The organism is Streptomyces sp. NPDC057682, from assembly GCF_042799575.1.
In the GTDB taxonomy this organism is placed as follows: domain Bacteria; phylum Actinomycetota; class Actinomycetes; order Streptomycetales; family Streptomycetaceae; genus Streptomyces.
Genome location: NZ_JBHVIN010000009.1, coordinates 257,647 through 281,016 on the forward strand (window position 1 = coordinate 257,647; position 23,370 = coordinate 281,016).

At 70.8% G+C, this 23,370-nt stretch carries 24 protein-coding genes, 1 tRNA gene and 1 riboswitch; of the genes, 11 read left to right on the top strand and 14 right to left on the bottom strand.

The window, feature by feature from the left end; genetic code table 11:
* Positions 1–27 precede the first annotated feature (27 nt).
* Entirely contained in the window at positions 28–330 is a 303-nt protein-coding gene (locus ACFVDM_RS19015; protein WP_383640728.1) for a hypothetical protein, read from the top strand.
* A gap of 115 nt (positions 331–445) precedes the next feature.
* Here ACFVDM_RS19015 and ACFVDM_RS19020 read toward each other — a convergent pair whose 3' ends face one another.
* Complete coding sequence (locus ACFVDM_RS19020) at positions 446–1,849, bottom strand: DUF445 domain-containing protein (RefSeq protein ID WP_383641019.1); 1,404 nt, start codon at positions 1,847–1,849, stop codon at positions 446–448.
* Positions 1,850–2,007: 158 nt separating this feature from the next.
* Between ACFVDM_RS19020 and ACFVDM_RS19025 the strand changes: the two genes are divergently transcribed.
* Entirely contained in the window at positions 2,008–3,252 is a 1,245-nt protein-coding gene (locus ACFVDM_RS19025) for an SGNH/GDSL hydrolase family protein (protein WP_383640730.1), read from the top strand.
* 55 nt (positions 3,253–3,307) lie between these two features.
* Here ACFVDM_RS19025 and ACFVDM_RS19030 read toward each other — a convergent pair whose 3' ends face one another.
* The 4 genes from ACFVDM_RS19030 to ACFVDM_RS19045 all read right to left on the bottom strand — a co-directional run bounded on the left by ACFVDM_RS19030 (position 3,308) and on the right by ACFVDM_RS19045 (position 6,798).
* Positions 3,308–3,988 (bottom strand): DUF1707 domain-containing protein, encoded by a 681-nt coding sequence (locus tag ACFVDM_RS19030; protein ID WP_383641022.1) that lies wholly within the window; start codon positions 3,986–3,988, stop codon positions 3,308–3,310.
* Between the two features lie 115 nt (positions 3,989–4,103).
* Positions 4,104–5,093: an ATP-binding cassette domain-containing protein gene (locus ACFVDM_RS19035; RefSeq protein ID WP_383641025.1), complete on the bottom strand. Its 990-nt coding sequence runs from the start codon at positions 5,091–5,093 to the stop codon at positions 4,104–4,106.
* A gap of 6 nt (positions 5,094–5,099) precedes the next feature.
* Complete coding sequence (locus tag ACFVDM_RS19040) at positions 5,100–5,960, bottom strand: ABC transporter permease (RefSeq protein WP_383641028.1); 861 nt, start codon at positions 5,958–5,960, stop codon at positions 5,100–5,102.
* 37 nt (positions 5,961–5,997) lie between these two features.
* On the bottom strand, positions 5,998–6,798 hold the full coding sequence (locus ACFVDM_RS19045; protein ID WP_383640733.1) for an ABC transporter permease: 801 nt from the start codon (positions 6,796–6,798) through the stop codon (positions 5,998–6,000).
* 173 nt (positions 6,799–6,971) lie between these two features.
* Here ACFVDM_RS19045 and ACFVDM_RS19050 point away from each other — a divergent pair, with 173 nt between their 5' ends.
* Positions 6,972–9,386, top strand: coding sequence for a transglycosylase domain-containing protein (locus tag ACFVDM_RS19050; protein ID WP_383640736.1), 2,415 nt, complete (start codon positions 6,972–6,974; stop codon positions 9,384–9,386).
* A 38-nt stretch (positions 9,387–9,424) separates the two neighbouring features.
* On the opposite strand, the gene ACFVDM_RS19055 is transcribed toward ACFVDM_RS19050, so the two are convergent.
* From ACFVDM_RS19055 to ACFVDM_RS19065, 3 genes are all read right to left on the bottom strand, one after another.
* Complete coding sequence (locus ACFVDM_RS19055; RefSeq protein ID WP_383640738.1) at positions 9,425–9,745, bottom strand: DMT family transporter; 321 nt, start codon at positions 9,743–9,745, stop codon at positions 9,425–9,427.
* A 35-nt stretch (positions 9,746–9,780) separates the two neighbouring features.
* Positions 9,781–9,847, bottom strand: a riboswitch (guanidine-III (ykkC-III) riboswitch).
* A 52-nt stretch (positions 9,848–9,899) separates the two neighbouring features.
* Positions 9,900–10,238, bottom strand: a complete 339-nt coding sequence (locus ACFVDM_RS19060; protein WP_030923137.1) for a co-chaperone GroES — start codon at positions 10,236–10,238, stop codon at positions 9,900–9,902.
* Positions 10,239–10,337: 99 nt separating this feature from the next.
* Complete coding sequence (locus tag ACFVDM_RS19065) at positions 10,338–10,655, bottom strand: DUF3618 domain-containing protein (RefSeq protein ID WP_383640742.1); 318 nt, start codon at positions 10,653–10,655, stop codon at positions 10,338–10,340.
* A gap of 127 nt (positions 10,656–10,782) precedes the next feature.
* Between ACFVDM_RS19065 and bcp the strand changes: the two genes are divergently transcribed.
* The 5 genes from bcp to ACFVDM_RS19090 all read left to right on the top strand — a co-directional run bounded on the left by bcp (position 10,783) and on the right by ACFVDM_RS19090 (position 14,591).
* Positions 10,783–11,250 (top strand): thioredoxin-dependent thiol peroxidase, encoded by a 468-nt coding sequence (bcp, locus tag ACFVDM_RS19070; protein WP_383640745.1) that lies wholly within the window; start codon positions 10,783–10,785, stop codon positions 11,248–11,250.
* A 147-nt stretch (positions 11,251–11,397) separates the two neighbouring features.
* Positions 11,398–12,894: a glycine betaine/L-proline transporter ProP gene (proP, locus tag ACFVDM_RS19075; protein WP_383640748.1), complete on the top strand. Its 1,497-nt coding sequence runs from the start codon at positions 11,398–11,400 to the stop codon at positions 12,892–12,894.
* A gap of 468 nt (positions 12,895–13,362) precedes the next feature.
* Positions 13,363–13,665, top strand: coding sequence for an HNH endonuclease (locus tag ACFVDM_RS19080; RefSeq protein WP_383640751.1), 303 nt, complete (start codon positions 13,363–13,365; stop codon positions 13,663–13,665).
* A complete protein-coding gene (locus tag ACFVDM_RS19085) occupies positions 13,662–14,489 on the top strand; it encodes an HNH endonuclease signature motif containing protein (protein ID WP_383640754.1) in 828 nt (275 codons plus the stop codon). Before ACFVDM_RS19080 ends, ACFVDM_RS19085 begins: the two co-directional genes overlap by 4 nt.
* Positions 14,490–14,517: 28 nt before the next feature.
* Positions 14,518–14,591 (top strand) — tRNA-Leu (locus ACFVDM_RS19090).
* Positions 14,592–14,639: 48 nt separating this feature from the next.
* On the opposite strand, the gene rdgB is transcribed toward ACFVDM_RS19090, so the two are convergent.
* Both rdgB and ACFVDM_RS19100 read right to left on the bottom strand, forming a co-directional pair.
* Positions 14,640–15,242, bottom strand: a complete 603-nt coding sequence (rdgB, locus tag ACFVDM_RS19095) for an RdgB/HAM1 family non-canonical purine NTP pyrophosphatase (RefSeq protein WP_383640757.1) — start codon at positions 15,240–15,242, stop codon at positions 14,640–14,642.
* Between the two features lie 38 nt (positions 15,243–15,280).
* On the bottom strand, positions 15,281–15,847 hold the full coding sequence (locus ACFVDM_RS19100) for a TetR/AcrR family transcriptional regulator (protein WP_383640760.1): 567 nt from the start codon (positions 15,845–15,847) through the stop codon (positions 15,281–15,283).
* A 155-nt stretch (positions 15,848–16,002) separates the two neighbouring features.
* Between ACFVDM_RS19100 and ACFVDM_RS19105 the strand changes: the two genes are divergently transcribed.
* The gene (locus ACFVDM_RS19105) at positions 16,003–17,607 is read left to right on the top strand and encodes a carboxylesterase/lipase family protein (RefSeq protein ID WP_383640762.1); all 1,605 of its coding nucleotides are present in this window, start codon (positions 16,003–16,005) and stop codon (positions 17,605–17,607) included.
* A gap of 76 nt (positions 17,608–17,683) precedes the next feature.
* Here the strand turns inward: ACFVDM_RS19105 and ACFVDM_RS19110 are convergent, their stop codons facing one another.
* The 3 genes from ACFVDM_RS19110 to ACFVDM_RS19120 all read right to left on the bottom strand — a co-directional run bounded on the left by ACFVDM_RS19110 (position 17,684) and on the right by ACFVDM_RS19120 (position 19,296).
* Positions 17,684–18,079 (bottom strand): hypothetical protein, encoded by a 396-nt coding sequence (locus ACFVDM_RS19110; protein ID WP_383640765.1) that lies wholly within the window; start codon positions 18,077–18,079, stop codon positions 17,684–17,686.
* A 102-nt stretch (positions 18,080–18,181) separates the two neighbouring features.
* Positions 18,182–18,919 carry a ribonuclease PH gene (rph, locus tag ACFVDM_RS19115; RefSeq protein ID WP_383640768.1) on the bottom strand — a complete coding sequence of 246 codons (738 nt, stop codon included), beginning with the start codon at positions 18,917–18,919 and terminating at the stop codon, positions 18,182–18,184.
* Positions 18,920–19,062: 143 nt separating this feature from the next.
* On the bottom strand, positions 19,063–19,296 hold the full coding sequence (locus ACFVDM_RS19120; RefSeq protein ID WP_053729485.1) for a glucose PTS transporter subunit EIIB: 234 nt from the start codon (positions 19,294–19,296) through the stop codon (positions 19,063–19,065).
* Positions 19,297–19,518: 222 nt separating this feature from the next.
* Here ACFVDM_RS19120 and ACFVDM_RS19125 point away from each other — a divergent pair, with 222 nt between their 5' ends.
* Positions 19,519–20,829 carry a PTS transporter subunit EIIC gene (locus ACFVDM_RS19125; protein ID WP_383640771.1) on the top strand — a complete coding sequence of 437 codons (1,311 nt, stop codon included), beginning with the start codon at positions 19,519–19,521 and terminating at the stop codon, positions 20,827–20,829.
* A gap of 264 nt (positions 20,830–21,093) precedes the next feature.
* The gene (locus tag ACFVDM_RS19130; protein ID WP_383640774.1) at positions 21,094–22,344 is read left to right on the top strand and encodes a PTS transporter subunit EIIC; all 1,251 of its coding nucleotides are present in this window, start codon (positions 21,094–21,096) and stop codon (positions 22,342–22,344) included.
* A 105-nt stretch (positions 22,345–22,449) separates the two neighbouring features.
* Here ACFVDM_RS19130 and ACFVDM_RS19135 read toward each other — a convergent pair whose 3' ends face one another.
* On the bottom strand, positions 22,450–23,202 hold the full coding sequence (locus tag ACFVDM_RS19135) for an MBL fold metallo-hydrolase (RefSeq protein WP_383640777.1): 753 nt from the start codon (positions 23,200–23,202) through the stop codon (positions 22,450–22,452).
* Positions 23,203–23,370: the final 168 nt, after the last annotated feature.

Below are 23,370 nucleotides of genomic sequence, written 5' to 3' on the forward strand. Positions count from 1 at the left end.
GTCTACGGGAAGGCTGAGGTGGCGGCGATGGCGAAGGTTCCGGCAGCGGCGGTGGCGGCGGGCGGACTGGTCGGCGGCTACGCCCTCGCGCGGTGGACCGGCAAGCGGCCGCTGGGCGGCGTCGCCCTCGCCGCGGCGGGCGGCGCGGCGGCGTACGAGTGGAACCGGCAGGCCGGACCGCGGGCGGCGGCCGCGCTGACGACGGCCTATGTGGCCGCCTTCGCCGGTTCGCACCCCCTCGCCAAGAAGCTGGGCGCCTGGCCGGCGGTCTTCACCGTCGCGGGCACGGTCGCCGCCGCGTCCTGGGCGGTCACCCGCCGGGCCGCCTGAGTACGCGCCCGCACGCGCACACGCACCGGTGCCGCTCCCGCGAGGCGGGGGCGGCGCCGGTGTCCGTACGGTCCGCAACGGGGCCGGCACGGGTGCGTCCGCGTACGCGGCTTCGCTACGCTCCGAACGCCCGGGACACCGAATAGATCAGCAGCCCCGCCAGGGCGCCCACCACCGTGCCGTTGATACGGATGAACTGCAGGTCACGGCCGATGTGGGCCTCGATCTTCTTCGAGGTCTGGTCGGCGTCCCAGCCGGCCACGGTGTCACTGATCAGCGAGGTGATCTCCGTCCGGTACGTCGTCACGACGTACACCGCCGCGTCCTCCAGCCAGCCCTCCAGCTTCGCCTGGAGGCGGCCGTCCGTGGCCAGCCGGGAACCGAGGGCCATCAGGGAGGCGCGGGCCCGCAGCCGCAGCTCGCTGCGCTCGTCCTCCGCCGCCGCGATCATCATCTGCCGGACGGAGGACCAGGCCGAGGCGATGACGTCCTGGACCTCGCCGCGCCCCAGGATCTCCGACTTCAGCCGCTCCACCCGGGCCCGGGTCTCGGTGTCCCCCTGGAGATCGGCGGCGAAGTCCCGCAGGAACGTGTCGATGGAGCCGCGCGCCGGATGCCCCGGCATGTCCCGCATCTCCGTGACGAACCGCAGCAGTTCCTTGTAGACCCGCTCACCGACCCGCCGGTCGACGAAGCGCGGGGTCCAGCCCGGGGCGCCGCCCTGCACCGCGTCCATCACCGAGTCGCCGTGCAGCACCAGCCAGTCGTGCGCCCGTGCACAGACCAGGTCCACCACCTTGCGGTGGCCGCCGTCCGCGACGACCTTCTCCAGCATCTTGCCGAGGCCGGGGCCGACCTCCGCCGCGTTCGCCCGGCGGGTGATCGCCTCGCCCACCACGGCCTGCACGTCCGAGTCGCGCAGTACGGTCAGCGCGCCGCGCAGCGCCGTCGCCAGCTCGGCCGTGACCCGGTCCGCGTGGGCGGGCTCCGCCAGCCAGGCGCCGACCCGGCCGCCGACGGCCAGCGCGTGGATCCGGTCGCGCACCACCGTTCCCGAGAGAAAGTTCTCCCCGACGAAGGAACCGAGGGAGGCCCCGAGCTGGTCCTTCTTGGTGGGAATGATGGCGGTGTGCGGAATCGGCAGACCGAGCGGACGCTTGAAGAGGGCCGTGACGGCGAACCAGTCGGCCAGCGCACCCACCATGCCCGCCTCGGCGGCCGCGGCGACGAAGCCCGGCCAGCCGCCCACTCCCGCGTTCCCCGCCCAGGTGGCGAGGGCGTACACCAGCGCGACCAGCAGAAGGAGGCCGGTGGCCGTGGTCTTCATCCGGCGTACGCCACGACGCTTCTCCTCGTCCGCCGCCGTGTACGCGAACGAGGCGAGCGGACCCGCCCCCCGGCCCGGACCCCGTCCGGGGCCGGACGGATTCGCGCCCGCAGCGTCCGCGCCGGACCGTTCCGCGCCCGCGGCGTCCGTGTCCGCACCGGTGTCGTGGCCGGCGCCCTCGATCCGTTTCATCCCGTCCATCCGCTCCACCCGTCCGCGTCCATGGCGTCCCCGGCGCCCGGTACGCATTGTCCCTGTCTGATCTACTCCCGGGCCGCACGTCGGGTTCCCCGCGCGCTGCCGCATCATGGGAGCCCCCCACCCCGCACGACCGAGGAGACACACCGCCCATGCCCAGGCGCCACGGGTACGCCCTGTTCATCGCCCTGGTGGCCGGCGTCGCCGCGCTCACCGCCGCGGTGGCCTTCGCGGGCTCGCTGCTGTTCACCGGAGCCCGCGCCAAGGCGGCCGCCGCCCCCGGACCGCAGGGCGCCGCCCGGACCCCCGCCGCGCCCGCCGGTGCCACCGGCCTCTGGCTCGCCACCTGGACCGCCGCCCCCGTCCAGGGGGTGCCCGACCCGGACGCGGGCACCGATCTCCGGCTGCGCACCGTCCGCAACGTCGTGCACACCAGCGCCGGCGGTGACGCGGCCCGCGTCACGCTGTCCAATCTCTTCGGCACCCATCCGCTGCTCGTGGACCGGGTGACGGTCGACGGCCGCCCGGTCACGTTCCGCGGCGCGCCCTCCGTGACCGTCGCGGTGGGCAGGCAGACGGTCAGCGACGCCGTCGCCGTGCGGGTCGCCGCCGACGCCGACCTCGTCGTCGCCCTGCGCACCCCCACCGCCCGGGGCCCGGTCACCGTGCACCCCAACAGCCACCAGACGTCCACGACCGAACTGCCGGAGGCGGGCAGGCCCACCACGGACTGGCGCTACCTCACCGCCGTGGACGTCCGCACCGAGGCCGCCACCGGGGCCGTCGTCGCGTTCGGCGACTCGCTCACCGCGGGCAGCGGCTCCACCACGGACACCAACAGCCGCTGGCCCGACGTCCTCGCCGACCGGCTGCACGGCCGGTACGCGGTGGTGAACCAGGGCATCGCCGGCAACCGGCTGCTGCGCGACGGCAGCGGGCCGCGCGCCCTGGACCGCTTCGACCGCGACGTCCTCGGCGTCACCGGGGCCAGGACCGTCGTCATCGCCCTCGGCATCAACGACGTCCAGGCCTCCCCGCAGGAGACCGACCCCGCCCGCATCACCGACGCCCTGCGCACCCTGACCCGGCGCGCCCACGCCCGCGGCCTCGACGTCGTCGGCGCGACGCTCATGCCGTACGAGGGGCACCGCAACTGGACCCCCGCCCGCGACGCGGTGCGGATGCGGGTCAACGAGACGATCCGGGCCGGCGGGGTCTTCGACCGGTTCCTCGACTTCGACCGGGCCGTCCGCGACCCGGAGGCCCCCCAGCGGCTCCGCCCCGCCTACGACTCCGGCGACCATCTGCACCTGAACGACTCCGGCTACCGGGTCCTCGGCTCCCTGCCCGACGTGGCCGCCCTGCTGCGCCCCGGCCCGGCCACCGACGCCCTGTGACCGACCGGGCGTCCCCGGGGCGCCGTGAAGCAAGAGGCGTACCCGGCGGGCAAGGTCAGTAGCTGTCGCCCTTGTCCAGCCGGGGGCGCTCCGCGTCGCGCAGGCGCTGCCGCTCCTCGTTGCGCAGCCGGGCCTTCTCCGTCTTGCTCCGCTTGTGCTCCACGCCGATCCCGCCCATCAGCGCGAGACCGGTGATCCGGACCCGGGGCGCGTCCGGTGACGGGATGCCCTCGTCCTTCGCCCGTTCGCCGAACCCGCCCATGACGCCGATGCCGCGGACGTCGACGTTCAGCTCCGGCGGGACCGTCACCTGGATTCCGCCCATGATCGCGAAGCAGCGGACGACGATCTCGCGGTCCTCGAAGTTCGCCTCGCGCAGATCGATCTCGCCGCCGCCCCACATGGCGAAGGCGGTGAAGACCCGGGACACCGTCCAGTTCCCCCGGCGGCTGAAGCCTCCCCAGAACGCGATCGCCCGCTGCGACGTCGGCCGCCGGCCGATCCGCTCCTGCCAGCGCGCCGCCGAACCGACGCGCTGCGGGCCGGCCGCCGGGGCCGCCGCGCTCCGGCCGGGCGCCGGGAGATCGCGGACGAGCGGTTCCAACTCCCCGTGGGTGCGGGCCTTGTAGGCGGCGTCGAGCCGCTGCTCGAACTCCGTCATCTCCAGCCGGCCCTCGGCGACGGCCTCGCGCAGGACCTCGGCGACCCGTTCCCGCTCGGCATCGGAGGCACGCATCTCCGGCAGTTCGCTTGTCATACCGCGCAGCCTATTGAACGGGGCCGCCCCCGTCACCGGCCACCCCACCCGCCCGGACCCCCGACCGGGCCCGGGGCCGGGGCTCCGGACCGGGTCAACGGGCGTGCTCCCGGGGGCCGTCGGCGGAGGCGTACATCCGGGCGATCACGGACTCGATGTCCGGCTCGCGCACCGACAGGTCCATCAGCGGATACTCCGCCGCGATCCGCGCCACCAGCGGAGCCGCCGAGGCGGAGGCCGGGAAAGCCAGCCACTGGCGGACGCCCTCCACCTTGACCGTACGCACCGAGGGCTCCGACTCCAGCCGGATCGGCGGCAGTTCGCGGGCCAGGTCGACCACGAGGACCCGCTCGCTCTCCCCCGCCTCGTGCAGCCCGTCGAGCCCGCCGTCGTACATCAGCCGCCCGTGGTCGATCACCATCACCCGCCGGCACAGCTGCTCGATATCGGTCAGATCATGGGTGGTCAGCAGCACCGTGGTGCCCCGCTCGGCGTTCAACTCCCGGAGAAATCCCCGCACCTTGGCCTTGGAGATCACATCGAGGCCGATCGTCGGCTCGTCCAGGTACAGCACCTCCGGATCGTGCAGCAGCGCCGCCGCGATGTCACCGCGCATCCGCTGCCCCAGCGACAGCTGCCGCACCGGCACGTCCAACAGCTCACCCAGGTCCAGCAGTTCGACGCACCGGTCCAGATTGGCGCGGAACCGCGCGTCGGGGATCCGGTACATCCGGTGGACCAGCCGGTACGAGTCCCGCAGCGGCAGGTCCCACCACAGCGTGGTGCGCTGCCCGAACACCACCCCGATCCGGCGCGCCAGCCGGGTCCGCTCCCGGGAGGGGTCGATGCCCGCCACCCGCAGCGTGCCACCGCTCGGAGTGAGGATCCCGGTCAGCATCTTGATCGTCGTCGACTTGCCCGCCCCGTTCGGACCGATGTAGCCGACCATCTCGCCACGCGCCACCCGGAAACCGATCCCGTCCACGGCCCGCACCTCCCGGCGCTCGCCCCGCAGCAGCCCGGTGCGCCGCCGCACCGTGAACACCTTCTCCACATCCACGAGTTCGATGAAGTCCTCGTCCACCACGCCTCAGCTCCCCGTACTCCGGTACGACCGCAACCCCGCCCGCCACGCCAGCCCGGCGAGCACCCAGCACACCCCCGCCACCAGCGGCGGCAGGAACGCCACCCACCGCGGCAGATCCAACGGATAGTCCCGCCCCAGCACGTACAACGCCGGCAGCCAGTTCACGAACGCCAGCGGCACCACGAACGTCACCCCGCGCACCAGATCCGCCGCGAACACCGACGGCGGGTACTGGAGCAGCGTCGCTCCCCCGTACGTGAAGGAGTTCTGCACCTGCGAGGCGTCCTGGGCGACGAACTGGAACGCCGCCCCGGCCGTGAACACGGCCCCGAAGATCGCCGCCCCGCTGACCAGCATCAACGGCAGCAGCACCGCCTTCGCCGGCGTCCAGTCGACGTCCAGCGCCACCAGCGCGTAGCCGAGCACCAGCAGCCCCTGGGCGGCCCGGCCCAGCCGGCGCAGCGCGAACCGGTCCGCCGCCACCTGCGCGAGCACCGGCACCGGCCGCACCAGCAGGGTGTCCAGCGTGCCGTCCCTGACCCGCCGGCCCAGCCGGTCCATCGACCCCATCAGCAGGTCCGCCAGCCCGAAGGACGTACCGGCCGCCCCGTACAGCAGCGCGATCTCCGGCAGTGTGAAACCGCCCAGCACGTCGACGTGCGAGAACATCAGCACGATCGTCACGAAGTCGAAGGCCGTGACCGCGAAGTTCGCGGCCGCCGTCATCAGGAACGACGCCCGGTACGCCATCGTCGAGCGCATCCACATCGCCACGATCAGCCCGTACGCCCGCACCCCCTCGGCCGCCCTCGACCACGGCGCACCCAGGTCCGGGGCCGGGTCCACGGCCACCACGCCCGGCACCGGGTCCACGGCCACCGTGCCCGGGACGTCCACCGGCTCAGCCACCCTGGACCACCACCCGGCGCGTCGCCACCGACTGGAGCGCCCGGCCCGCCAGCAGCAGCGCCACCGCCCAGCCCGCCTGGAAGGCGTACACCCGCAGCAGACCGGCGCCCGTGTGCTTGCCGAGGAACACATCGGCGGGGACCTGGAGCATCGCCGACCACGGCAGCGCCCGCGCGATCTCACCGAGCAGCCCCGGGAACAGGTTCAGCGGCAGCAGCATCCCCGAGAAGAACAGCCCCGCCAGGAACGAGACCTGCGCCGCGCCGGCCCCGTCCATCAGCCAGAACGCCGACAGCGCCACCAGATAGCGGATCGCGAAACTCACCACGACCCCCAGCGCCACCGCGACCAGGAACGCCGCCCACGTCCACACCGACCCGGGCAGCGCCAGCTCGAAGGCCAGCGAACCGACCGCCACCGGTACCACACCGCGCCCCAGCAGATGAAAGGCCGCCCGGCCCATGTCGCCCGACAGCCACCACAGTTGGAGATCGACCGGCCGGTAGAGATCGACCGCCACATCCCCCGTACGGATGCGCTCGATCAGCTCGTCCTCGAAGCCTCCGCCCATCATCACGCACGTCATCAGCAGCGCCTGGCCCAGCCACACGTAGGTGAGCGCCTGCGCCATGTCGTACCCGCCGAGATGCGGCCGCTCGTCCCACAGCGCCTCGTACGTATAGGCCAGGATGAAACCGAAGACGGTGTTGGTGAACACCCCCGCCGCCGTCTCGATCCGGTACGTGGCATGCCGCCGGAAACCACCGGCCGCCACCACCGCGTACACCCGCACCCGCACCACCGCCCCGTGTCCCGGGTGCCCCGCACCGCGCGGACACCAAAGCGCAGGACTCTAGTGCGCCCCAACCCGCCGCCGCGACCGCTTTTCGAAGGTCGATCCGGGGGTTATTCCATAGAAAAGGGCACTATGGGGGAACTGACCGAGGCCGAGGAGTCCGCACCGACATGAGCGACGAGCCACCGCAGCAGAACGGGGAGCCCGGGCCCCGGGGCTGGCCCCCCAGGGACCTGCCTGCCGACGCCGACGCCGCCGCCCCCGCCGGGCAGGACGCCCCGGCCGGCGGCCCGCCCGGCGGACCGGATCCGAAGAAGACGAAGCGCCCCAGGCGCACCGGCTGGCGGCGGGCGATCCCCACCTGGCGCATGGTCCTCGGCGGTGTCCTCCTCATCGCCCTGCTCCTCATCGGCGGCTTCATCGCCGGCTACCAGCTCGTCGACATCCCGCCCGCCAACGCCAGCGCCACCGCCCAGTCCAACGTCTACCTCTACAAGGACGGCAGCGTCATCGCCCGCGACGGCGAGGTCAACCGCGAGAACGTCCGCCTCGCCCAGGTCCCCCTCACCGTCCAGCACGCCGTCCTCGCCGCCGAGGACCGCGACTTCTACTCCGAACGCGCCATCGACATCAAGGCGATGTTCCGCGCCGGCTGGAACACCCTCACCGGCAAGGGCAAACAGGGCGGCTCCACCATCACCCAGCAGTACGTCAAGAACTACTACCTGGGCCAGGAACAGACCGTCGGCCGCAAGATCAAGGAATTCTTCATCGCGATCAAGCTCAACCGCGAACAGTCCAAGAGCCAGATCTTCGAGGGCTACCTCAACACCAGCTACTTCGGCCGCAACGCCTACGGCATCCAGGCCGCCGCCCAGGCCTACTACAGCAAGGACGTCGGCGACATCACCACCGCCGAAGGCGCCTACCTCGCCTCCCTGCTCAACGCCCCCAGCGCCTACGACGTCGTCACCCACCCCGAGAACAAACCCGCCGCCCTCGCCCGCTGGAACTACGTCCTCAACGGCATGGTCAAGGAGAACTGGCTCGACGAGGCCGACCGCGCCGCGATGACCTTCCCCACCCCCGGAGCCGTGAAGCCCGCCAACAGCCTCTCCGGACAACGCGGATACATCGTCCAGGCCGTCGAGGACTACCTCGTCGACAACGGCATCCTCGACGCCAAGACCCTCGCCACCCGCGGCTACCGCATCACCACCACCCTGGAGAGGAAGAAGCAGGACGCCCTCGTCTCCGCCGTCGACACCAACGTCCTCTCCAAGACCTCCACCGACCGCAAGGCCGACCGCAACGTCCGCGTCGGCGGCACCTCCATCGACCCCGCCACCGGCCGCGTCCTCGCCATGTACGGCGGCATCGACTACACCCGGCAGTACGTCAACAACGCCACCCGCCGCGACTACCAGGTCGGCTCCACCTTCAAGCCCTTCGTCTTCACCTCGGCCGTCGCCCACGACTCCACCACCCAGGACGGCCGCCGCATCACCCCCAGCACCATCTACGACGGCACCAACAAACGCATGGTCCAGGGACCGGACGGCCCCACCGGATACGACCCCGCCAACGAGGACGACATCAGCTACGGCCCCATCACCGTCCGCACCGCCACCGACAAGTCCGTCAACGCCGTCTACGCCCAGATGGCCGAGGACGTCGGACCCGACAAGGTCCGCTCCACCGCCGTCGACCTCGGCATCCCCAAGGACACCCCCGACCTCACCGCCTCCCCCTCCATCGCACTCGGCCCCGCCACCGCCAGCGTCCTCGACCTCACCGAGGCCTACGCCACCCTCGCCAACCACGGCAGGCACACCGCCCACACCCTCGTCGACAAGGTCACCAAGGACGGCGAGACCATCGACCTCCCCGCCCGGCCCACCACCCGGGCCGTCACCCGCGAGGCCGCCGACACCACCACCTCGATCCTGCGCAGCGTCGTCGACGGCGGCACCGGCACCGCCGCCCAGGGCGCGGGCCGCCCCGCCGCCGGCAAGACCGGAACCGCCGAGGAGGACCGCGCCGCCTGGTTCGCCGGCTACACCCCCGGCCTCGCCACCGTCATCGCCGTCATGGGCCAGGACCCCGACACCGGCTCCCAGGAATCCCTCTACGGCGCGCTCGGCCTGCCCCGCATCAACGGCGGCGGCGCACCCGCCCAGACCTGGGCCACCTACACCGCGGCCGCCCTGCGCGGCACCCCCGTCCAGGACTTCGACCTCGACCTGGAGAGCGGCACCGACGAGACCGAACTCCCCAGCGAACAGAACACCGCGCCCGGCGACACCGGCCGCCCCACCCGCGGCCCGTCCAGCACCGCCCCCCGCACCCCCTCCAGCACCCCGCCCACCTCACCCGCCGCCCCGCCGACCACCCCCGGCACCACCGACACCCCCGGCGGCACCACGGACGGCGGCACCGGCGGCGAGGGCGACGGCGGAACGGACGGAGGCGAGGACGGCGGAGGCGACGGCGAGGACGGAGGCGGCGACGGAGGCGTCTTCGAGGGCCCTCACGGCACCCGCGCCCCCAGCCCCACCCGCGCGCGGCCCGCCGCGCACCGATGACACGCGGACGGGGAACGGCGACGGGGACGGGGACGTGATCAGTGACCCGACGTGGCCTTCAGCCCCACCACGGCCACCAACAGCAGACACACGAAGAAGATCCGGGCCGCGGTCGCCGGCTCGTTCAGCACCACCATGCCCAGCACGGCCGCACCGGCCGCACCGATCCCGACCCACACCCCGTACGCCGTACCGATCGGCAGCGTCTTCGCCGCCTGCGACAACAGCACCATGCTGGCCACGATCCCGAACCCGGTGAACACACTCGGCCACAGCCGGGTGAACCCGTCGGTGTACTTCATCCCGATCGACCAGCCCACTTCGAGCAGACCGGCGACCACCAGCAGAACCCACGCCATGACGGCACCTCCGACCACAGAACACGCGGACAACGGGTGCGTCGTCTTTGCGGAAACCCGGTACGGCGCGTCTCGTCGGGGGTCACCCCACCGTAGCAAAGAACGGGCAAAGGGCCTGGTGACACCGGTCACCAGGCCCTTCACCCGTGCACATCTACAGATACAGCCCCGTGGAATCCACCGAACCCTCGAAGCGGTCCGCCGCCACCGCGTGCAGATCCCGCTCCCGCATCAGCACGTACGCCACCCCCCGCACCTCGACCTCGGCACGGTCCTCGGGGTCGTACAGCACCCGGTCCCCGGGCTCCACGGTCCGCACGTTCTGCCCCACCGCGACCACCACCGCCCAGGCCAGCCGCCGGCCGACCGCGGCCGTCGCCGGAATCAGGATGCCGCCCCCGGAACGCCGCTCGCCCTCAGGCGTGTCGGACCGGACCAGCACACGGTCGTGCAGCATCCGGATGGGCAGCTTGTCGTCGGTGTTCTCACTCACGCCCCGCAACCTACCCGCCCACCCGCCCGCCGCGCGCCGGAGGGGGTGACGCGGGGCCCGGACGGGGGCCACCCCGGAACGGACGAGCGAGAACCCCCGTCAACGCCGCTTCCGCCGCGACACCACCAGCAGCCCCACCACACCGGCCGCCACCAGCGCCACCGGCACCACCCGCTCCAGACGCGGCGCACCGTCCTCCGTGACGAACTGCGCCTTCACGTCCGACACCGTCCGGTTCACCGCCACGAACGCCCGCCCGGCCGTCCGGTCCACCGCCTGGGCGGCACGCGCCTTCGCATCGCCCATGATCGTCTTCGGGTGCACCCGCACCCCGATCTCGTCGAGCACCACCGCGAGCTGCTCACGCCGGCTGATGATGTCCGCCTCGATCTGCGCAGGGGTCCTGGTATCCGACACCGCGCCGCCTCCATGGTCGTCGTCCGGTAAACCTTCATCGACAGTCTGTCAGCTCCACCGCCCCCGCACCCGGCGGCACCCCCGTTACGCTCGGTCCCGTACACCCCGCATGCCCCGAAGGAGAACCATGAGCGAGCGACTCCAGCCCGGCGACACCGCCCCCGCCTTCACCCTCCCCGACGCCGACGGCAACGAGGTCTCGCTCGCGGACCACAAGGGCCGCAAGGTCATCGTCTACTTCTACCCGCGCGCCCTCACCCCCGGCTGCACCAAGCAGGCCTGCGACTTCACCGACAACCTCGACGTCCTCGCCGCCGCCGGCTACGACGTCATCGGCGTCTCCCCCGACAAGCCGGAGAAACTCGCCAAGTTCCGCGAGGAGGAGAACCTCAAGGTCACCCTCGTCGCCGACCCCGACAAGACCACCCTGGAGGCCTACGGCGCCTTCGGCGAGAAGAAGAACTACGGAAAAACGGTCATGGGCGTCATCCGCTCCACGATCGTCGTCGACGAGAACGGCAAGGTCGAGCACGCCTTCTACAACGTCAAGGCCACCGGCCACGTCGCCAAGATCATCAGGGACCTCGGCATCTGACCGCCCCGCCCGCCGCACCACCCGGGGATTGGGCCGAACGGCCGAAACCATGTGAGGGACATCCCAATCCCCGGGCCGATGGGTTTGCGCCCGCCACCTTCGCGCAGAAGCCTTTCCTGGAACACCCACCGAGGAAAGGACCCGGCCATGGCGGCCTCCGACCCCCACCAGGCGGCCGACCCCGAAGCGGTCAAACGCCACCCCGCCCTCTTCCGCGCCATCCGCAAGCGCCGGAACCCCAGGCTGCGCCGCTCCGACATCACCATCACGGACGACCAGGCGGTGAAGAGGGCCGTCAAGGCGGCCTCGCTCGGCAACGCCATGGAGTGGTTCGACTTCGGCATCTACTCCTACCTGGCCGCCACCCTGGGCCATGTCTTCTTCCCGTCCGGGAACGACACCACCCAGCTCCTCTCCTCCTTCGCCACCTTCGCCGTCGCCTTCCTCGTCCGCCCCCTCGGCGGGATGTTCTTCGGCCCCATGGGCGACAAGATCGGCCGCAAGAAGGTCCTCGCCCTCACGATGATCATGATGGCGATCGGCACCTTCGCGATCGGCGTCATCCCCTCCCACGACGCGATCGGCATCTGGGCGCCCGTCCTGCTGATCCTCTTCCGCATGCTCCAGGGCTTCTCCACCGGCGGCGAGTACGGGGGCGCCTCCACCTTCATCGCCGAGTACGCCCCCGACAAGCGGCGCGGCTACTTCGGCAGCTTCCTGGAGTTCGGCACCCTGGCCGGCTACGTCGGCGCGGCGGGCCTGGTCACCGCGCTGTACGCGATGCTCAACGACGCCCAGATGGAGTCCTGGGGCTGGCGCGTCCCCTTCCTCGTCGCCGGTCCCCTCGGCCTCGTCGGCCTCTACCTCCGGCTCCGGCTCGACGAGACCCCCGCCTTCCAGAAGCTGGAGGGCGGCACCGCGCACGCCACCGAGGCGGCGGACGGCGTCGAGACCACGGCCAAGGGCGACCTCGCGAAGATCTTCCGCGAGTACTGGCCGACGCTCATCCTCTGCATCTGCCTGGTCGGCGCGTACAACATCACCGACTACATGCTGCTGTCGTACATGCCGACGTACCTCTCCGACGAACTCGGCTACAGCGAGACCCACGGTCTGCTGATCCTGCTCGGCGTCATGGTCGCCCTGATGCTGATCATCAACCAGGTCGGCAAGCTCTCCGACCACTTCGGCCGCAAGCCCCTCCTGATGACCGGCATGCTCGGCTTCCTGGTCCTCTCCCTCCCCGCCTTCCTCCTGATCCGCCAGGGCAGCATCCCCGCCATCATCATCGGCATGTCGATGCTCGGCCTCTCCCTGGTCTGCATGCTCGGCACCATGTCCGCCGCCCTCCCCGCCCTCTTCCCGACGAACGTCCGCTACGGCTCCCTCTCCGTCGGCTACAACCTCTCCGCGTCGATCTTCGGCGGCACGACCCCGCTCGTCATCACCGCCCTCATCAGCTGGTCCGGCACCAACCTGATGCCGGCCTACTACGCCATGGCGGCGGCGCTCGTCGGCGTGATCGCGGTGGCCTGCATGAAGGAAACCGCCAACCGCCCCCTCGCCGGCTCCCCGCCCTCCGTCGAAACCCCCGAGGAAGCGGAAGAACTGGTGGCCTCCCAGACCCCGGACCCGAAGTTCTGATCCCCTCCGCCCCCGGCCCGTACGGCTTCCCCGGAAGCGGTACGGGCCGTTCCTCATCTTGTCGGATATCGGACGTGACCCTCCGCCGAGCGGTTCGTTGATCCGTACGAGGCTGCGAACGGGTGGCCGGATGCGGAGGGGAACGTTGCCGGGTCGCTATACGCGCGAGTTGCTGCGGGAAGCAGCGCTCATGGCCACCACCGCCGACGACGCCGTGCGGTGGTGCGGGGGTACGCCCACGCCAGGGAGCCGGCGCCACATGCGCAGAAGGGCGGCGGAGTGGGGCATAGACATCTCCCACTTCACCGACAGCAGAGTGCGCCACACCGAAGAGAGGCTGCGGGATCTGGTGGCACGCTCCACGAGTGTGGCCGAGGTCGTACGCCGCCTGGGCATCAGTCCTGTGGGCGGAATCACGCGCACATCAGCCGCCGCATCAGAGCGCTCCGGCTCAACACCTCGCACTTCGTGCGCTCACAGCCGCGCCGCCCCGAGAGAACGCCTGAGAACCTCCTGGTCCTCGGCAGTCCGGCCGACCACAGGACGCGTGGCGAGCGGCTACGTGCGGAACTCGCACGCCTCGGGGTCGAGGACTCGTGCGCCGCATGCGGTAACAGAGGCACATGGCAGAACCGGCCGCTTCGACTCGAAGTCGATCACATCAACGGCCACTGGTGGGACAACCGTCCGGAGAACCTCCGCATCCTGTGCCCCAACTGCCATGCGGCAACCGCTACTTACCGTGGGCGAAATCGCGGTGCGGCGCAATGAGCGCGACATACCCTCGCGATCTGCTCGAACGGACGGCGGCGCGTGCAATCAGCCTCGTCGACGTCCTTCGCCTGCTCGACGCACCGCTGGGGCCCAGGACGTATCGGTACGTGCGCAACCGGCTCCACCACTACGGCATCGACACGGCCCACTTCACCGATGAGGCCCTGCCGGATCGCGCGGAGCGGGCGTACCCGAAGGAGCTCCTTGCCGAAGCGGCAGCGAATTCACGCAGCATCCGAGAGATGTTCGCGTACATGGGCCTACCCCCGAGTGACAGCCCGTACGGATACATCCGGAGAAGGCTCGATCGCCTGGGGATAGACACGTCGCACTTCACCAGCGGGCGCCGGTACGGAACTCCTTCCGTCCCCCGCCACGAGCTGGCCCCCGCGGTGGCCGCCTCGCGATCCCTCGCCGCTGTTCTGAGGGTGCTGGGCCACGCCGACAACGGCGGGGCTCGCGCGCGGCTGAAACGGGACATCGAGGCACAGGGCCTGTCGACCAGTCATTTCACCGGCCGGGGTCACGCGGCAGGCACCCGCTCTCCGCACCGCAAGACCGCCGCCGACATCCTCGTCCGCCTGGGAAGCGGGGCGCCCCGGACGCGCACGGCACATCTCAGGAGGGCACTCGACGACATCGGGGTCCCCCGCACGTGCGTGCTGTGCGGAACAGGCGATACGTGGCGAGGCAACCGTCTCGTCCTGGAGATCGATCACATCAACGGTGACCGGCTCGACAACCGCCGGGAGAATCTGCGGTACCTCTGCCCGTCGTGCCATAGCCAGACGGCCACGTTCTCCAACCGCAGCCGCCAGTAATCCCAAGGCGGTAAGCTTGCGAAGGTATGCGCCCGTACGCCAACGGCTTGAGCGGCGGCCTTTAGGTGGCCGTGCATGTCGGTTCGAATCCGACCGGGCGTACCCGACACCAGGATGCCCGACCCCGTCACGGGGTCGGGCATCGCTGCGTCACCCCACCAGTTCCCGCACCACCGGTACCAGTGCCCGGAACGCCTTGCCGCGGTGGCTGATGGCGTTCTTCTCGGTGGCGGTCAGTTCGGCGCAGGTGCGGGTTTCGCCGTCGGGCTGGAGGATCGGGTCGTAGCCGAAGCCGTTGGTGCCGGCGGGGGTGTGGCGGAGGGTGCCGGTGAGGCGGCCTTCGACGACGCGTTCGGTGCCGTCGGGGAGGGCGAGGGCTGCGGCGCAGGCGAAGTGGGCGGCGCGGTGGGGGGTGTCGATGTCGGAGAGCTGGGCGAGGAGGAGGTCCAGGTTGGCCCGGTCGTCGCCGTGGGTGCCGGACCAGCGGGCCGAGAAGATGCCGGGGGCGCCGCCGAGGACGTCGACGCAGAGGCCGGAGTCGTCGGCGATGGCGGGGTGGCCGGTGGCGCGGGCGAGGGCGTGGGCCTTGAGGAGGGCGTTCTCCGCGAAGGTGACGCCGGTCTCCTTGACGTCGGGGATCTCCGGGTAGGCGTCCGCGCCGACGAGTTCGTGGGTGAGTCCGGCGTCGGCGAGGATCGCGTGGAGTTCGGTGATCTTCCCGGCGTTGCGGGTGGCGAGGATGAGACGGGTCATGGCTCGATTATCGCCGCGCCGGGAGGGCGGGCCGCGTCTCAGGGCTCCTCGGGGAGGCGGGCGGCGAGGGCGCGGATGCCGGCGAGGACCTCGTCGGCGGTGGGGGCGGAGTCCGGGTCGGTGAGGTGTTGCATCATCAGGCCGCTGACCAGGGCGAGTTGGACGGATCCGAGGGTGCGGACGGTGTCCTCGGAGAGTTCGGCCTCGGGGGTTCCGGTGATTTCGCGGGCCATGCCGCTGCGGCCCTGACGCAGGCCGGCGGCCATCTGTTCGCGGAGTGCGGGGTCGCGCTGGGCGCGCAGGACGGTCTCCAGGTTGGCGAGCCAGAAGGTCTTGTTGGCCGAGAAGGCCTCGATGAGGCGGTGCCAGAGCGCGGCCGGGTCGTCGCTTTCGGCGGGTGGTCCGAAGGCCCGGTCGCCGGTGTCGAGGGCTTCGAAGAGTGCCTGGTTGAGCAGGGCTTCCTTGGATCCGAAGTGGTAGCCGATGGCGGCCATGCTGACGCCCGCCGCGGTGGCGAGGTCGCGGACCGTGGTGCGTTCGTACCCCTTCTCGAAGAGGCACTGCCTGGCGGCTTCCAGCAGTTTTTCCCGGTTTCCGGTTCCCATGGCGCGGATCGTAGCAAGGGGTGCACGGGTGCGCCAGACGATCGTATGAGACGAACGCATGAGGCAATCGCCTTGAACAAGCGTATTGCACAACTGCCCAAATTCTGGCTAGCGTTGACGCGTCGAACCGATCACGTCGATTCCGGGGAGTCCCGATGTCCGTCATCTCGTCACGTATCGCCGCACTCGCCGCCTCCGCCGTAGCCGCGGCGCTGACCGCCACCGCTCTGGCGGCCGGGCCCGCCGTCGCGCGGCCGGCCGGTCCGGCCACCGCCGCCCCGGTCCGGGTGGTCACCGAGGAGGGGCCGGTCCTCGGCTCGGCCGCCGGTGCGGTGCGGACGTTCCAGGGGATTCCGTACGCGGCCCCGCCCACCGGCGAGCGGCGGTGGAAGAAGCCGCAGCCGGTGCGGCCCTGGTCGGCGACGCTGGACGCCCGCGCCCCGCGCAGCGCGTGTGCGCAGCCGACGGACCAGCCGATCGCGATCGCGGGCGGGGGCGGCGAGGACTGCCTGTATCTGAATGTCACGGCCCCGGCGCGGCAACCGGTGCGGCCGTTGCCGGTGATCGTGTGGATTCACGGCGGGAGCTTCACGTACGGGGACGGCGCGAGCTACGGCGCGGCGAAGCTGGCGGCGGCGCGGCAGGGCGCGGTGGTGGTGACGGTGAACTACCGGCTGGGGGTGTTCGGTTTCCTGTCGGCGCCGGGGCTGGGCGCTTCGGCCGATCTGGGGCTGCTGGACCAGCAGGCGGCGTTGCGGTGGGTGGCGCGGAACGCGGGTGCTTTCGGGGGTGATCCCCGGAATGTGACGCTCATGGGGCAGTCGGGCGGCGGGTACAGCGTGTGTGCGCAGTTGGTGTCGCCGGGGGCGCGGGGGCTGTTCGACAAGGCGATCGTGCAGAGCGCGGGGTGTGTGGGGCCGGACGGTTCGTTCACTCGGGAGCAGGCGGAGGTGACGGGGAAGGCGGTCGTGGAGGCGTCGGGGTGCCGTGAGCCGGCGGCGGTGGAGGCGTGTCTGCGGGGCAGGTCCACGGAGGAGTTGGTGGGGGCGTCGGTGTCGGGGCACGAGGGGTTCCGGCCGGTGGTGGACGGTGAGGTGCTGCCGGAGTCGCCGGCGGAGGCGATCGCGGCGGGGCGGTTCGCGCGGGTGCCGGTGCTGCACGGTTCGACGCGGGACGAGATGAGCGGTCTTGCGGGTCTCGACGAGATCATGACGGGGCGTCCGATGACCGCGGAGGGGTACGAGGAGCAGGTCCGGCAGCGGTTCGGCGCGGATGCTCCTGCGGTGCTGGCGGAGTATCCGGTGGGGCGGTACGTGGCGCCGGGGGCGGCGTGGTCGGCGGTGCTGACGGATGCGGACTGGTCGGTGGCGGCGCTGCGGACGCAGCGGGCGCTGGCGCGTCATACGTCGGTGTACGCGTACGAGTTCGCGGAGGAGTCGGCTCCGTATTTCCGGGGGGTGCCGCGGCCGGCGAGTTTCCCGTTGGGGACGGGGCACATGGTCGATCTGGCGTATTTCTTCGAGAACGGGCTGTTCGAGCCGTTGGACGCGGCGCAGTCGGGGCTGTCGGACACGGTGGTGGGGTACTGGAGCCGGTTCGCGGCGACGGGTCGGGTGAACGGTGCGGGGCTGCCGCGGTGGGAGCCGTTCCGGGTCGGTGACGGTTCTGTGCAGCGGTTGGCGTCGGGTGCGGTGGGGCGGACCGATTTCGCGGCGGGTCACCACTGCGCGTTCTGGGAGGGGCTGTCCGCCGCCCGCTGAGGCGGGGCGGGGTGCGGGTGCGGCGGAGCCCCGGACGGCATGGGCCGTCCGGGGCTCGGCGCGTGGGGTCCGGGGTCTACGGGGTGCAGACCTTGCCGATCTCGGCGGCGGCGTCGGTGACGGGGGTGATATCGGGGGTGTCGTCGCCCTTGTCGATGGCGTCGCGGACGTTGCCGATGCCGGTGCCGAGGTCGTTGACGGCCTTGCCGAGGTCGGCGTTGTCGGTGGTGTCGCCGAGGTTGTCGATCTCCTTCTCGATCTCGTCGAGGGATTCGGAGGCCTGGGTGGGGTCGCTGGAGGCGTTGGCGACGGCCTGTTGGAGGTTGTCGACGCTGGTGGCGATGGCGTCGGCGGTGCGGACGCAGTCGAGGGTCTTGTCGAGGGCGCCGCAGCCGGCCGCGGTGGTGGCGGCGAGGAGTGCGGCGGCGAGGGCCAGTGCGGTGCGGCGGTGACGTCGGTGGCGTACGGCCATGGTGGGTCCCTCCCCGGGTGCGGATACGCGGACGGGCGCACGGTTTCGACTCCGTGCGCCCGTATGCGTATCGACGCCGTGCGGGGGGACTTGGTTGCTTCTTTACGCGCCGAGGGTGCGGGCGAGGGCGTCGTTCTGGAGGGCGGCGAGGTCGGCGCAGCCGGCGGTGGCGAGGTCGAGGAGGGCGTTGAGTTCGGTGCGGTCGAAGGGTTCGGCCTCGGCGGTGCCCTGGATCTCGACGAAGCGGCCGTCGCCGGTGCAGACGACGTTCATGTCGGTCTCGGCGCGGACGTCCTCCTCGTAGCAGAGGTCGAGGAGGGGGGTGCCGTCGACGATGCCGACGCTGACGGCGGCGACGGTGCCGGTGAGGGGTTTGCGGCCGGCCTTGACGATCTTCTTGCCCTGGGCCCAGGCGATGGCGTCGGCGAGGGCGACGTAGGCGCCGGTGATGGCGGCGGTGCGGGTGCCGCCGTCGGCCTGGAGGACGTCGCAGTCGAGGACGACGGTGTTCTCGCCGAGGGCCTTGTAGTCGATGACGGCGCGCAGGGAGCGGCCGATGAGGCGGCTGATCTCGTGGGTGCGGCCGCCGATCTTGCCGCGGACGGATTCGCGGTCGCCGCGGGTGTTGGTGGAGCGGGGGAGCATGGAGTACTCGGCGGTGACCCAGCCCTCGCCGCTGCCCTTGCGCCAGCGGGGGACGCCCTCGGTGACGGAGGCGGTGCAGAGGACCTTGGTGTCGCCGAAGGAGACGAGGACGGATCCTTCGGCGTGCTTGCTCCATCCGCGTTCGATGGTGACGGGGCGGAGCTGTTCGGGGGTGCGGCCGTCGATACGAGACATGGCGTCGACCCTATCGGGTGGGCGGCGGCGTCCCGGCCGGTGCGGCGGGGGTGCGGGGCGGGGTGGGACGCCGCAGGCCCCGTCCGGGTGGGAGGGGCCTGCGGGGGTGCCGGCCGGTGGGTCCGGCGGGGTTCAACGGTGGGTCACATCATGTCTTCGATGTCGGCGGCGATGGGGTCGGCGTCGGTGCCGATGACGACCTGGACGGCGGTGCCCATCTTGACGACGCCGTGGGCGCCGGCGGCCTTGAGCGCGGCTTCGTCGACCTTGCTCGGGTCGATGACCTCGGTGCGCAGGCGCGTGATGCAGCCCTCGACCTCTTCGATGTTCTCGATTCCGCCGAGCCCGGCGACGATCTTCTCAGCCTTGCTGGCCATGGCCTTCTCCCTGGGTTTTCACGAACATGCGACGGCCCACCATGGGTCCGTTTCGTCACGGTAACGCACGGTTGGCCCAACTTCGCGAGCGAGTAGCCGCACCGTCACCCATGATGACGATCACCGGCGCCCTGCCTTCCGGGCGGGCTCCGCACCGTACCGCAACTGGTCTACACCAGTCTGCGGCAACCGCCAAATATGGCCCGATCCGGGAGGACGCCGATGAGCGCGAGCAGCGCAGCGATCCCTCAGAAGACCTGGTGGAACAGCTTCTTCCAGGGTCTCCAGAAGATGGGCCGCAGTCTTCAGCTGCCGATCGCCGTGCTGCCCGCGGCCGGCATTCTCAACCGGCTCGGCCAGCCGGACGTGTTCGGCGACGACGGCCTCGGCTGGAACAACATCGCCAAGGTCTTCGCGGCGGCGGGCGGCGCGCTGCTCGACTCCGGGCTCGGTCTGCCGCTGCTGTTCTGCGTCGGTGTCGCGATCGGCATGGCGAAGAAGGCGGACGGCTCGACGGCCCTGGCGGCCGTGGCCGGGTTCCTCGTCTACTACGCGGTGCTGCACGCCTTCCCGGTGGACTGCGACAAGGGCTCGACCTTCGTGTCGGGCGGCGTCTGGTTCGGTACGTGTGTGGCGGGCGACGCGACGGTGACGCCGGCGGCGTACCAGAACCCCGGGGTCTTCGGCGGCATCGTCATGGGCCTGATGGCGGCGTGGTTCTGGCAGCGGTACCACCGGGTGAAGCTGGTGGACTGGCTCGGATTCTTCAACGGCCGCCGGCTCGTCCCGATCATCATGGCCTTCGTGGGCCTGCTCTTCGCCGCCCTCTGCGCCTGGGTCTGGCAGCCCATCGGTGACGGTCTGACCAGCTTCTCGAAGTGGCTGGTGGATCTGAACTGGCTCGGGTCGGGCATCTTCGGTATCGCCAACCGCGCCCTGCTGGTGATCGGCATGCACCAGTTCCTGAACACCTTCGTCTGGTTCCAGTTCGGCGACTACACCAAGCCGGACGGGACGATGGTCCACGGTGACATCAACCGCTTCCTGGCCGGGGACCCGACGGCCGGCCAGTTCACCTCGGGCTTCTTCCCGATCATGATGTTCGCGCTGCCGGCGGCGGCGCTGGCGATCTACCACTGCGCGAAACCGCATCGCCGCAAGGCGGTCGGCGGCATGATGGTCTCGGTCGGCCTGACCTCGTTCGTGACGGGAATCACGGAGCCCATCGAGTACTCGTTCCTGTTCGTGGCGCCCCTGCTGTACGCGATCCACGCGGTCCTCACCGGTGTGTCCATGGCCGTCACCTGGGCGCTCGGCGTGAAGGACGGCTTCAGCTTCTCGGCCGGTCTGATCGACTACGTCATCAACTGGAGCCTGGCGACGAAACCATGGCTGATCATCCCGATCGGCCTGGCCTTCGCGGTCGTCTATTACGCGATCTTCCGGTTCGCGATCACCAAATTCAATCTCCAGACCCCGGGCCGCGAGCCCGAGGAACTGGAGGAGGAGATCGAGAAGAACCTCACGAAGTAGCTGTTCCACGGGGTGTTCGCCCCGTCTCGCCAAGGCCCCCGGACCCTGCGGTCCGGGGGCCTTCGGCATGTCACTGTGCGTGGACGATGGCTACTGCGAAGTAGTCGGAAATTGCAGGTTCCTTATCTAACCCTCACCGTGCTACAACTGGTCTACACCACTCAGTGGTCCAGACCACGCGATGCCTGCGCCTCGCGTCTTCCAGGTCGTCGCCCACCCCAAACACCCTGTCCCCGGCGGCGCCTTGTCTACTGGAGGAAGTTGATGAGTACGGCCACCGCTACGGCGGCCCCCGCGAAGAAGCGGGGCTCCGGCCTGTTCCAGGGCCTGCAGAAGGTGGGTCGCAGCCTTCAGCTGCCCATCGCCGTGCTGCCCGCCGCCGGCATCATGGTGCGGCTGGGTCAGGACGACATCTTCGGCAAGGACGGTCTCGGCTGGGACAAGGTCGCCGCCGTCTTCGGCAACGCGGGCGGTGCCATCACCGGCAGCCTGCCGATCCTGTTCTGCATAGGCGTGGCCATCGGCTTCGCCAAGAAGGCCGACGGCTCGACGGCGCTCGCCGCGCTCGTCGGATTCCTCGTCTACAGCAAGGTCCTGCAGGCCTTCCCGGTCACCGAGGCGGTGATCCAGAAGGGCGCGGACACCGCGGCCACGTACAACGATCCCGGCGTGCTCGGCGGCATCATCATGGGTCTGCTCTCCGCGGTCCTGTGGCAGAAGTTCCACCGCACCAAGCTGGTCGACTGGCTCGGCTTCTTCAACGGCCGCCGGCTCGTCCCGATCATCATGGCCTTCGTCGGCGTCGTCGTCGGTGTCTTCTTCGGCCTGGTCTGGGAGCCGATCGGTGACGGCATCTCCAACTTCGGTGAGTGGATGACCGGCCTCGGCTCCGGCGGCGCCGCCCTGTTCGGTGGCGTCAACCGCGCGCTGATCCCGATCGGCATGCACCAGTTCGTGAACACGGTCGCCTGGTTCCAGCTCGGTGACTTCACCAACTCGGCCGGCGAGGTCGTCCACGGTGACATCACCCGCTTCCTGGCCGGTGACCCGAGCGCCGGTATGTTCCAGTCCGGCTTCTTCCCGATCATGATGTTCGGTCTGCCGGCCGCCGCGATCGCCATGGCGCACTGCGCCCGCCCCGAGCGCCGCAAGGCCGTGATGGGCATGATGGTCTCCCTGGCGCTGACCTCGTTCGTCACCGGTGTGACCGAGCCGATCGAGTTCTCGTTCATGTTCATCGCGCCGGTCCTGTACGTCCTGCACGCGGTGCTGACCGCCGTCTCGATGGCCGTCACCTGGGGCCTGGGCGTCCACGCGGGCTTCAACTTCTCGGCCGGGTTCATCGACTACGCCCTGAACTGGACCCACGCCACGAAGCCCTGGATGATCATCCCGATCGGTCTGGTCTTCGGAGTCATCTACTACGTGACGTTCCGCTTCGCGATCATCAAGTTCAACCTCACCACCCCGGGCCGCGAGCCCGAGGAGGAGGTCGAGGACCTGACCAAGGCGTAAGCCCCCGACCGGTCCCCCGACAGACCGAAGCCCTCACCTGCCCGGCGGCAGGTGAGGGCTTCGTCGTGCGGGCGGAGAAGGGGGCGAACCTTGACTGCCGCGGCACTAGATCTCGTAGACCGCGCCCGGGACTGCCAGCTCCGACGGGCCGTCGAAGACCTCGCGGGCATCGGCCAGATTCCGGTCGGCGTCGGTCCACGGCGGGATGTGGGTGAGCACCAGCCGGCCCACCTCCGCGCGGGCGGCCAGCTCACCGGCCTGGCGGCCGTTCAGATGGAGGTCGGGGATGTCCTCCTTGCCGTGCAGGAACGATGCCTCGCAGAGGAAGAGATCGGCCCCCTCCGCCAGCTCGTCCAGCGCCTCGCAGGGTCCGGTGTCACCGGAGTACGTGAGCGAGCGGCCGCCGTGCTCGACGCGGATCCCGAAGGTGTCGACGGGGTGGCAGAGCTTCTCCGTACGCACCGAGAAGGGGCCGATGTCGAACGAGCCGGGCTTGAGCGTGTGGAAGTCGAAGACCTCGCCCATCGCGTGCTCGGAGGGGGTGTCGGCGTGTGCGGTGGTCAGCCGCGCCTCCGTGCCCTCGGGGCCGTACACCGGGATGCGGGACGGCCGCGTACCACTGTTCGGGTAGTAGCGGACGACGAAGTACGCGCACATGTCGATGCAGTGGTCGGCGTGCAGATGGCTGAGGAAGATGGCGTCGAGGTCGTACAGACCGACATGGCGCTGCAGCTCGCCCAGGGCGCCGTTGCCCATGTCGAGGAGCAGCCTGAAGCCGTCGGCCTCTACGAGGTAGCTCGAACATGCCGATCCCGTGGAAGGGAACGAGCCGGAGCAGCCGACGACGGTGAGCTTCATGGAGCGTGAACCTCCGAAACGTGGGAACGGGAGGGTTCGTGCGTGGAACGGGTTCGTCGAGCGTAAGGCGCGCGGCACCCCGTCGCTCCTTCGGGGCGTGCCGTTGTGGGGGAACTCACCTGCGCTGTCACCGGTTCGATGGAAGCCCGCCGTGCGCCGGGGCGCGGA